Origin of the sequence: Vibrio splendidus 12E03 (genome assembly GCF_000272105.2) — a bacterium.
Classification (GTDB): domain Bacteria; phylum Pseudomonadota; class Gammaproteobacteria; order Enterobacterales; family Vibrionaceae; genus Vibrio; species Vibrio splendidus_I.
Window position 1 is genome coordinate 1 of sequence record NZ_AJZD02000346.1, and the last position, 9478, is coordinate 9478.

Sequence of the window (9478 nt, forward strand, 5' to 3'; positions counted from 1 at the left end):
GCAGCAAATCCAACTTGCTCAAGTTGTAAAAGCCAGAGCACATATTTTGAAAGGAGCCTTAATGGCTCCTTTTTTATTTGGTTTAGCAAAATGAAGTTGTTTGATTTTTATAAACGCTAGGAACTTGTCAATACATCCATAATGTAAGTAACTATGCAGTGTGCAACGTTCACTCCTAAACGTGCGTCTATTGTTGTTATTTTAGGAGGAGATTCCCCTCGTCCATGGGCTGAACCAATGTGAGATCTGAAAGCTCCGACACCATCAATGATTGATGTAACCCCTGTAAGTATCTTAATCTGGTCATCACTAAGCTGGCTGTCTGGGTTTAGAGTTAAATCTTGACGAACAGTTTGCCAAAGTATACCAATGTTCATTTTTCGTGGCATCGCTAACTTTTTTCGTTCAATGTAGTATTTCAGTACAGATTCAATGATTGCGCTTGCTGCTGTAATTGATGTATGTGGATCAGTGTTAAGGTTAGAGATCGCTCTTTCAAATTCTCTTTCAACAGATTTGAAATCTCCTTTCTTGAGATGATCTTCTAGTGTTTTAGTTGCTACAGTCGAGCCTGACTTAATGACGTAACCGTTGTGTTTATAGGTAAGGTTATTCCTTTCAAGAGCTGAAATGATTCGTTCTTGCCCTTCTTTCAATAGTGAGTCTCTATTATCATCTCCAAATAAGGACTTTGGAGGTTCAGTATCCATATATCCTTGTATTACAAGTCCTAAAACGGATATAGCATCAACCGTGGGGTCTTGATTGCAAGCAGTTGACACATTTGGTCTCACAGTTGCCATCTGGAGCCTCTCCCGGTGCACCTGACTCCATGAATAACGTATTTAATTTACTGTGGCTGTAGTAATGGGCAGCAATAATACTAGATACTGCGCCAATTACAGCGTTGGGTATAAGTTCGCTCAAATTCATTCCTAATTCAAATCGTATAATCAAGCAAAAAGCTGACAGAAATCCTTCTTAAACCAACAACAAAAGATGACGGCTGATGTATGTTTTTGGGTAAAAATTTATTGGAGACATTTCAAGTATCACAACTCTCTGAAATCCTTAGCGCATCTTCAATCTCGACACCAAGGTATTCAATCGTACTTTCTAACTTAGCATGACCAAGAAGTAATTGAATAGCCCTAAGATTCTTGGTTTTAGCGTAGATCAAAGAAGCCTTTGTTCGGCGCAGTGAATGTGTGCCGTATTGCGTTTTATCTAACCCGATATCAGTAACCCATCGGTTAACCATGGTGGTGTAGTAATGGTACGAGATGGGTTGTCCTTCACGGCGTGGACTTGGAAACAGGTAGTCTGTTGGTGACAATGAATTTTGAATGATCCACTGCGATAATGTTTGTTGAGTCTTGGGTGTGATCTCGAAGTGTACTTCCTGCTGGGTCTTCTGCTGTTTGACGATTGTTCTCGACATTACGCAGCCACTACGACTGACATCTTGGACTTTCAAGTTGCGTAAATCACAAGATCTCAACTTGCAGTCGATGGCTAGGTTGAACAGTGCCAACTCAAACAAGCGCTCTTCCAATTCAAGTCGAATACGGATGCGCCAGATGTCCTCTAGTTTGAAGGCTTTCTTCTGACCTACACGCTTTCCTTTATTCCAAGCTTCCATAATGTGCTCCTTACTTCATAAAAATGCTCTTTAAGTAAGGCAGAAATCAAAGACAATGCTGCATCCAGTGGTATGATTGACGGAATATTTCTATAACAAGAAAACTTCTAATGAATCAAACAGAACAACAGTATTTGAAAGAGCTTGAAGGCAAGCTTTGGAACGCCGCAGACAAGCTACGCTCAACGCTAGACGCCGCGCAGTACAAACATGCCGTGTTAGGCCTAATCTTCGTTAAGTACGTCTCTGATGCGTTTAAGCTGCGTCAGGATGAGATCAAAGCTGACATCGCTAATCCTGAGCACGAATACTACTTGGATCCTGCTGATTTCTCCGAAGAAGAACTAGCAGAAGAGATTGCTATCGAGCTGGAACAACGTGACTTCTACACAGAGAAAAACGTGTTCTGGCTACCTACTGAGTCTCGTTGGCAGTTCCTGCAAGATAACGGCCCATTGGTTATTGGTGGTGCTGAACTCGATATTAATAGCAAAGCTAAGAAAATTACTTCTGTTGGCCATCTCATTGATAATGCCCTTGAAGGTATTGAGCGCGATAACCCGAAATTGAAAGGTGTGCTTAATAAATCATACTCTTCATTGAAGATTGACCAAGCGAAGCTGAACGAGCTAATCAACTTGATCGCTACCATCCCGTTTGTTCATGCTGAGCTAAACAGTAAAGACATCCTTGGTCATGTATACGAATACATGCTAGGTCAGTTTGCATTGGCTGAAGGTAAAAAAGGTGGTCAGTTCTACACGCCAGCATCCATCGTAACGCTGATTGTCGAAATGATTGAACCGTTTGAAGGTCGAGTGTATGACCCTGCAATGGGTTCTGGTGGTTTCTTTGTTCAATCAGAGAAGTTCATTGAGCGTCATGCAAATGAGAAGAAAGTCGACGCACTAACGCAGAAACAGAAGATCTCTATTTACGGTCAAGAGTACAACCATACAACGTGGCAGCTAGCGGCGATGAACATGGCGATCCGTGGTCTTGATTATGACTTCGGTAAAGAGCCTGCAAGTACCTATACCAACGTACAGCACCCAGATCTTCGTGCTGACTTCATCATGGCTAACCCTCCATTCAACATGAAAGAGTGGAACACTGGCGTTGATGATAACGATCCTCGTTTCAAATACGGCCAACCGCCATCAGGTAATGCGAACTTCGCATGGATGCAGCACATGCTTCACCACCTTGCACCTGAAGGCTCTCAGGCGCTTCTGTTGGCAAATGGTTCTATGAGTTCAACGACCAACAACGAAGGCACTATTCGTCAGGCGTTAATCGATAATGATTTGATTGAATGTATGGTAGCGCTTCCCGGTCAACTGTTTACCAACACTCAGATCCCAGCTTGTATTTGGTTCTTAACTAAGAACAAGAACCCTCGCGTTGATAAAGCAGGTCGTAAGCTACGTGGCCGTAAAGGCGAAGTGCTATTTATTGATGCTCGTAATATTGGCTACATGAAAGATCGAGTATTACGTGATTTCAGTTTTGATGACATTAAGAAAGTTGCAGACCTATTCCACGCTTGGAAAACGGGTGAAGAAGTTCATGGTGTCGCTTATGAAGATCAGGCAGGTTTCTGTAAATCAGCAACATTGGAAGAAATCACCAAACATGATTTTGTGCTGACACCGGGTCGTTACGTTGGCGCTGCTGAAGGAGAGGGCGATGGTGTTCCATTTGGTGACAAAATGGTGACGCTGACTTCGAAGTTAGGTGTGCAGTTTGCTGAGTCATCAGCCCTAGAGACTAAGATTAAGAAGAACTTAGCGGGGTTAGGTTATGCGTTTTGAGCTTCAATCTATCAAAGTAAAAGACTACATCGATGTAACAGATTATGTAGCTAATGGAAGTTTTGCTGCTTTGAAGGCCAATGTTACCTATTCTGACACTCCCGACTTTGCAGTTTTAGTGCGTTTAACAGATCATAATTCTGGTTGGAAGAATGATTTGGTTTACGTAGATGAGAGTAGTTATAAGTTTCTCAAAAAAAGTAGTGTCCAACCCGGAGACGTCATAATCTCTAATGTCGGTGCCAACGCGGGTACAGTATTTAGAGCGCCGGATTTAGGGCTTCCGATGACTCTGGGACCGAACTCTGTGTTGTTAAAGCCCAAAATCAATACCCCTGAAGCGAAAGACTTCTTGTACTATTTTTTCTCTAGTCCAAAAGGCCAACATAATCTCAGTAGTATATTGTCTGGTAGTGCTCAGCCTAAATTTAATAAAACAGATTTAAGGAATACTGAAATCCCCGTTCCTAAGGGGATTGAATTGTCTGAAGTCACTGATTTGCTAAAATCGCTTGATGAGAAGATATCTTTAAATCTTGAAACAAATAAAACCTTAGAACAAATGGCACAAACCATCTTCAAGTCATGGTTTGTAGACTTCGACCCAGTCAAAGCCAAAATGAACGGTGAACAACCAGAGGGTATGGATGCAGTCACTGCTTCGCTATTTCCAGAAAAGCTAGATAGCGAAACTGGTATTCCTGTTGGCTGGAGTCAGGGCGTGATTGCAGATATTGCCAAACTCAATGCGAAGTCATGGACAAAGAAAAAACAACCCGAACAAGTTCACTATGTTGACCTAGCAAACACAAAAAATGGTGTAATTGAAACAGTCACAAGTTATGACTTCAGTGAAGCGCCATCACGAGCGAGAAGAATCTTGAACTCTGGGGATACCATTGTTGGCACTGTACGTCCGGGAAATCGATCTTTTGCATTTATCGGTGATACAGAACAACCTCTTACAGGTAGCACAGGCTTCGCTGTTTTATCGCCAAAAGAAGAGTGTTGGACATCGTTTGTTTACCTAGCTACTACCAATGATGACGCTATTGACGAGTATGCTCGTTTAGCTGATGGTGGTGCGTACCCTGCAATTAAGCCTGTAGTTGTTGCAGATACTCCATATGCAATCCCTACCAAGGATATTGCTCAAAAATTCTGGCAGCTCACAGGTTCAATGTTGAAGAAAGCTCATCAAAACCGTCTTGAGAATGAAGAACTCGCAAAGCTCCGTGACACGCTACTTCCTAGATTGCTTTCCGGCGAAATCGAGTTAGCTCCTCAGGGGAGTCAATAGATGAATAAGCCATTGCATGATAGCCGTCATATTATTGAGAAAGTTGAGCAATATTTAGATACAAAGCTTCAAGAAAATGCTGAATTTAACGAAGAGTTGAATTTAAGTGCTTCAGTTGCTGTATCAACTGAGGGGCCAAAAGTTAATATTACGAGCTTGTCTGATTCAGATACCAAGTTCCAGTACGATGTCAGTGATATTCTTTACTGGGTTGAGCGTGATACCTATTTCGATGAACTTGCCAAATGGAATGGCGTTAAACTTGAAGAAAAGCATAGAGGTGCATTGGATTTTTTGAAGAAATCTGAACAACTTCCAACATTTCTGGACTTTGTCGACGCAATCAAACGTCAACGAATCGCCCCTTTTATTGGAGCTGGCGTATCGTCGCCAGCAGGCTACCCACCATGGGGAAAAGCTTTGGAGCGCCTTGCTAGACAAATGGGCGGGGATGTTCCTGCGCAAATAAAAGATGATCTAGATAATTACCGTTACCTTGCGGCAGCAGAGACACTTTATTTGCACAATGAGCATTTGTTTAAAAATTTCGTTCAAACGGAATTTCGCCTTAAGGCCGCTCAAGAAGATGACAGACCTGTTTTCCCACCAGTAGTTGATCTATTACCTCTACTAACGAAATCGCGTGTAGTAACCACTAATTTTGATCGCCTTATTGAGAAAAAGTTTGAGTTGGTAAGCGGAAAGCCTCTAAGTGGCTATATGTATGGTAAACAAGAACAAAATGGTTTTGTTAGTCAACTGCTCAAAGGTGAGCAATGTCTAATGAAGCTACATGGTGATGCGGATCAGGCACAGTCCTATGTGTTTACTGAGTCACAATACAAAGATGCATACGGTGACACAAATATTGATTTTACAAAACAATTACCCAGATCACTTCGACAAATATATATCAGCTATTCTTTGATATTTATTGGATGCTCATTGGAACAAGACCGAACATTAGAATTGTTTAAATCTGTAATGGATCAAGGCCACTTTGAAATACCTTGGCACTATGCTCTTTTGGCGGATAGTGACTCAGCAAGTAAAGCAGAAAAAATGGGGCGATTATTAAGTATGAATATCAAACCCATCTGGTATGAGGTCGTAGATAATAACCATTCTATGCTTGTAGATTTGTTGCTGCTTGCTATTGATGTGGCAAATAAAAAATTTAGTTTGGGGAATACTAGATGATCACAGAAGACCAACTTGAGCAACAGTGTATTAATTGGTTCATCGACCAAGGTTACCTCTATAAAAATGGCTATGACATCGCCCCTGATGGCGACTCTCCAGAGCGTGAGGATTACCATCAAGTTGTTTTAAAGCAACGGCTATTAAATCAATTAACAATCATCAATCCAGAGCTTCCAATAGAGGCTCTGAATGATGTGGTTAACACGGTATCTTCCCCCGATACGCCAATTCTTATTAAAAATAACCGCGCCTTCCACAAGTTTGTGATTGAAGGAGTGCCTGTCGAATACACGGCTGTTGAAGGCGGCGAATCGAAAACAAAGCATACTCACGCTCAGTTAATGGATTTTACGACGCCTGATAACAATGAGTTCCTTATCGTGAATCAGTTTACGATTACAGGTACAAAAGGGAATCGCCGCCCTGATGTTGTGGTATTTATTAACGGCCTACCCATCTCTGTGATTGAGTTGAAAAACCCAGCCGATGAACAGGCCGACATTTGGAATGCCTTTAATCAACTTCAAACCTACAAAGATGAAATTTCAGATCTGTTTGTTTTTAATGAAGCGTTAATTGTTAGCGATGGCTGGACTGCTCGTGTTGGTTCATTAACTGCAAATAAAGAACGATTCTTGCCGTGGAAAACAGTCGCTACAGAGGACGACAGACCGTTATTGGAATTTCAATTAGAGACGATGGTTCGTGGCTTCTTCAAGCAAGATCTATTACTCGATTACATCCGTTACTTTGTACTATTCGAAACTGATAACGATAAAATTATCAAGAAAATTGCAGGTTATCACCAGTTCCACGCAGTGAGAGCGGCTGTTGAGGCGACGGTTCGTGCCGCCAATACCTCTGGTCACTTCCTTGAGAGCACTATCCCTGCACTAGAAAAGATTAAGCAAGGCAGTGGTAAGGCTGGGGTTGTTTGGCATACTCAAGGTAGTGGCAAAAGCATCTCTATGGTTTGCTACGCGAGTAAATTGTTACAGCAAGCCTCCATGAATAACCCGACGATCGTGGTGGTGACGGATAGAAATGATCTCGATGGTCAGCTTTACAACACCTTTGGAATGGCGCAAGAGACGTTAAAGCAAATACCTCAACAAGCGGACGACCGAGATGCGTTGCGTGAGCTGCTTTTAAATCGGCAGTCTGGCGGCATCATATTCACGACGATTCAAAAGTTTGCTTTATTAGATGAAGAGACAGAGCACCCTAGGCTATCTGAGCGAAGTAATATTGTTGTCGTTTCTGATGAGGCACATCGCAGCCAGTATGGCAACAAGTCAAAGATGGTTGAAGTGAAGGACAAAAACGGCACTGTAACGGATCACAAGTACGTTTATGGTTATTCCAAGTATATGCGTGACGCATTGCCCAATGCTTCATTCATAGGCTTTACAGGGACACCTATCGCAATGGATGACAAAGACACGCGTGGTGTTTTTGGTGAGTACGTCTCTATCTATGATATTCAAGATGCCGTTGATGATGGTGCTACTGTGCCTATCTACTACGAATCTCGCCTTGCTAAGCTTGATATTAACCAAGATGAAATTGAGCAACTTAACGATAAAGTTGAAGACGAGATTGGTGAAGATGAAGAAACGGCAGATCGTGAAAAAGTAAAATCAGAATGGGCAACGCTAGAAAAGCTGGTAGGCGCAGAGCCTCGCATTGAACAAGTAGCAAAAGATCTGGTTGAGCACTTCACCACTCGAACATCGACATTTCCCGGCAAAGCCATGATTGTCTCGATGAGCCGAGAGATATGTGTCGATCTCTACAATGCTATTGTTGCTACTAAACCAGAGTGGCATCACCCAGATACTGATAAAGGTGCAATCAAGATTGTGATGACAGGCTCTGCATCAGACAAAGAAAAGATGCAGCCTCACATCCACGATAAGAAAACCAAAAAGCTATTCGAGAAGCGGTACAAGGATACTAACGATGAGCTTCAGCTCGTCATCGTACGAGACATGTGGCTAACAGGATTCGATGCACCTTGTTGCCATACCATGTATATCGATAAACCAATGAAAGGGCATAACCTAATGCAGGCGATTGCTCGTGTAAACCGAGTCTTTAAAGATAAGCCCGGAGGCTTGGTTGTCGATTATATTGGTATAGCAAATGAGCTTAAAAATGCATTAAAAACCTACACAAATAGCCAAGGTAAGGGGCAACCCACCGTCGATACGGCAGAAGCGTTTGCAGTATTAATGGAGAAAGTTGATATCATCAGAGGGATGTTTGCAACGCCTGTTGATACAAAGGTATTCAACTACCGTCCTGACTTTGAAACGGATGCATTGCGCTTGTTACCGGGAGCAGTTAACCATTTGTCAGGTTTATCTCATACTGACGCTAACGGAAAACAAGTCAGGGACGGAAAGAGGCGATTCCTCGATGTGATGGCGGCTTTGGCTAAAGCATATTCACTGTGTAGCACCATGGATGAAACTCACGGTTATAAGAACGAAATTGCCTTTTACTCTGCGATCAAGACAGCTTTTATCAAGCACTCAACGGTAGACAAGAAACGCACTGATGAGGAGCGCAATACAGCATTGAAGCAAATTCTAAATAATGCAGTTGTAGCCGATGGTGTTGATGACATTTTCACTATGGTTGGGCTTGATAAGCCAAATATCGGGCTTCTCTCTGAAGAGTTCTTAGAAGATGTAAAAAACATGAAGGAGAAGAACCTCGCAGTAGAGCTGTTAGAAAAGCTACTTCGTGATGAAGTTAAAGCTCGCATGAAGAACGATGTCGTTCAGGAGAAGAAATACTCTGAACGTATTATGTCGACGCTGCAAAAGTATCATAACCGCAGCATTGAAACGGCTCAGGTTATCGAAGAGCTGATTCAATGGGCAAAAGAGATGCAAGAAGATGGGGAGTTATTAGAGAAGCTCGACCTCTCTGTTGACGAAATTGCTTTTTATCGCGCCTTGGTCGACAACGAATCTTCGGTTAGAGACCTTGGTGACGACAACTTGCGTAAGCTTGCTATTGAATTGACTCATCAACTACGTAAGTCAGCTACGGTTGATTGGCAAAAGAGGGATAGTGTTCGTGCTCGTATGCGCAATCTTGTTCGTCGGTTATTACGTAGGTGGAAGTATCCACCCGATGCCGCAGAAGAAGCCATCAAGCTTGTGTTAGAACAAGCAGAGGTTCTAGCTGACGGTTGGTATAAGTAATCATAAAGGCAAGGTGTAAACCTTGCCTTTTGAATATCTATGCATTTTTCATTCTATTGAAAATCAGCCAGTCCCATTTTGGGGTGAAAAATAGTAATCAAAATAGAATGAACTAGAGTCATTGCACTAAGCGGTTTTTGTCCAGAGACGTGTTATGCCGCGATGCTTAGGGACTGCGATCAAACTATTGCCTGCCGATATCAGACACTAATAATGATGAAAAATTAATCAAATAAGATGTGATATAAATCACTTTACAAGCCCATTTGGGCTGTTATCCTCAGGATGTTAAACGTTGAAT

At 42.2% G+C, this 9478-nt stretch carries 6 protein-coding genes; 4 read left to right on the forward strand and 2 right to left on the reverse strand.

Going from position 1 to position 9478, the window contains the following annotated elements; genetic code table 11:
- Positions 1-116 precede the first annotated feature (116 nt).
- Both A142_RS22650 and A142_RS22655 read right to left on the reverse strand, forming a co-directional pair.
- Positions 117-803 carry an abortive infection family protein gene (locus A142_RS22650; RefSeq protein WP_198928611.1) on the reverse strand — a complete coding sequence of 229 codons (687 nt, stop codon included), beginning with the start codon at positions 801-803 and terminating at the stop codon, positions 117-119.
- A 242-nt stretch (positions 804-1045) separates the two neighbouring features.
- Positions 1046-1642 (reverse strand): tyrosine-type recombinase/integrase, encoded by a 597-nt coding sequence (locus A142_RS22655; protein WP_019824391.1) that lies wholly within the window; start codon positions 1640-1642, stop codon positions 1046-1048.
- A 110-nt stretch (positions 1643-1752) separates the two neighbouring features.
- Between A142_RS22655 and A142_RS22660 the strand changes: the two genes are divergently transcribed.
- From A142_RS22660 to A142_RS22675, 4 genes are read left to right on the forward strand one after another with little or no spacing between them, the layout of a single operon-like run.
- Positions 1753-3456, forward strand: coding sequence for a type I restriction-modification system subunit M (locus tag A142_RS22660; RefSeq protein ID WP_019824392.1), 1704 nt, complete (start codon positions 1753-1755; stop codon positions 3454-3456).
- Positions 3446-4756 carry a restriction endonuclease subunit S gene (locus A142_RS22665; RefSeq protein ID WP_019824393.1) on the forward strand — a complete coding sequence of 437 codons (1311 nt, stop codon included), beginning with the start codon at positions 3446-3448 and terminating at the stop codon, positions 4754-4756. Before A142_RS22660 ends, A142_RS22665 begins: the two co-directional genes overlap by 11 nt.
- Positions 4757-5956: an SIR2 family protein gene (locus A142_RS22670; protein WP_019824394.1), complete on the forward strand. Its 1200-nt coding sequence runs from the start codon at positions 4757-4759 to the stop codon at positions 5954-5956. It begins immediately after the preceding gene.
- Positions 5953-9177 carry a type I restriction endonuclease subunit R gene (locus A142_RS22675; protein ID WP_019824395.1) on the forward strand — a complete coding sequence of 1075 codons (3225 nt, stop codon included), beginning with the start codon at positions 5953-5955 and terminating at the stop codon, positions 9175-9177. Before A142_RS22670 ends, A142_RS22675 begins: the two co-directional genes overlap by 4 nt.
- Positions 9178-9478: the final 301 nt, after the last annotated feature.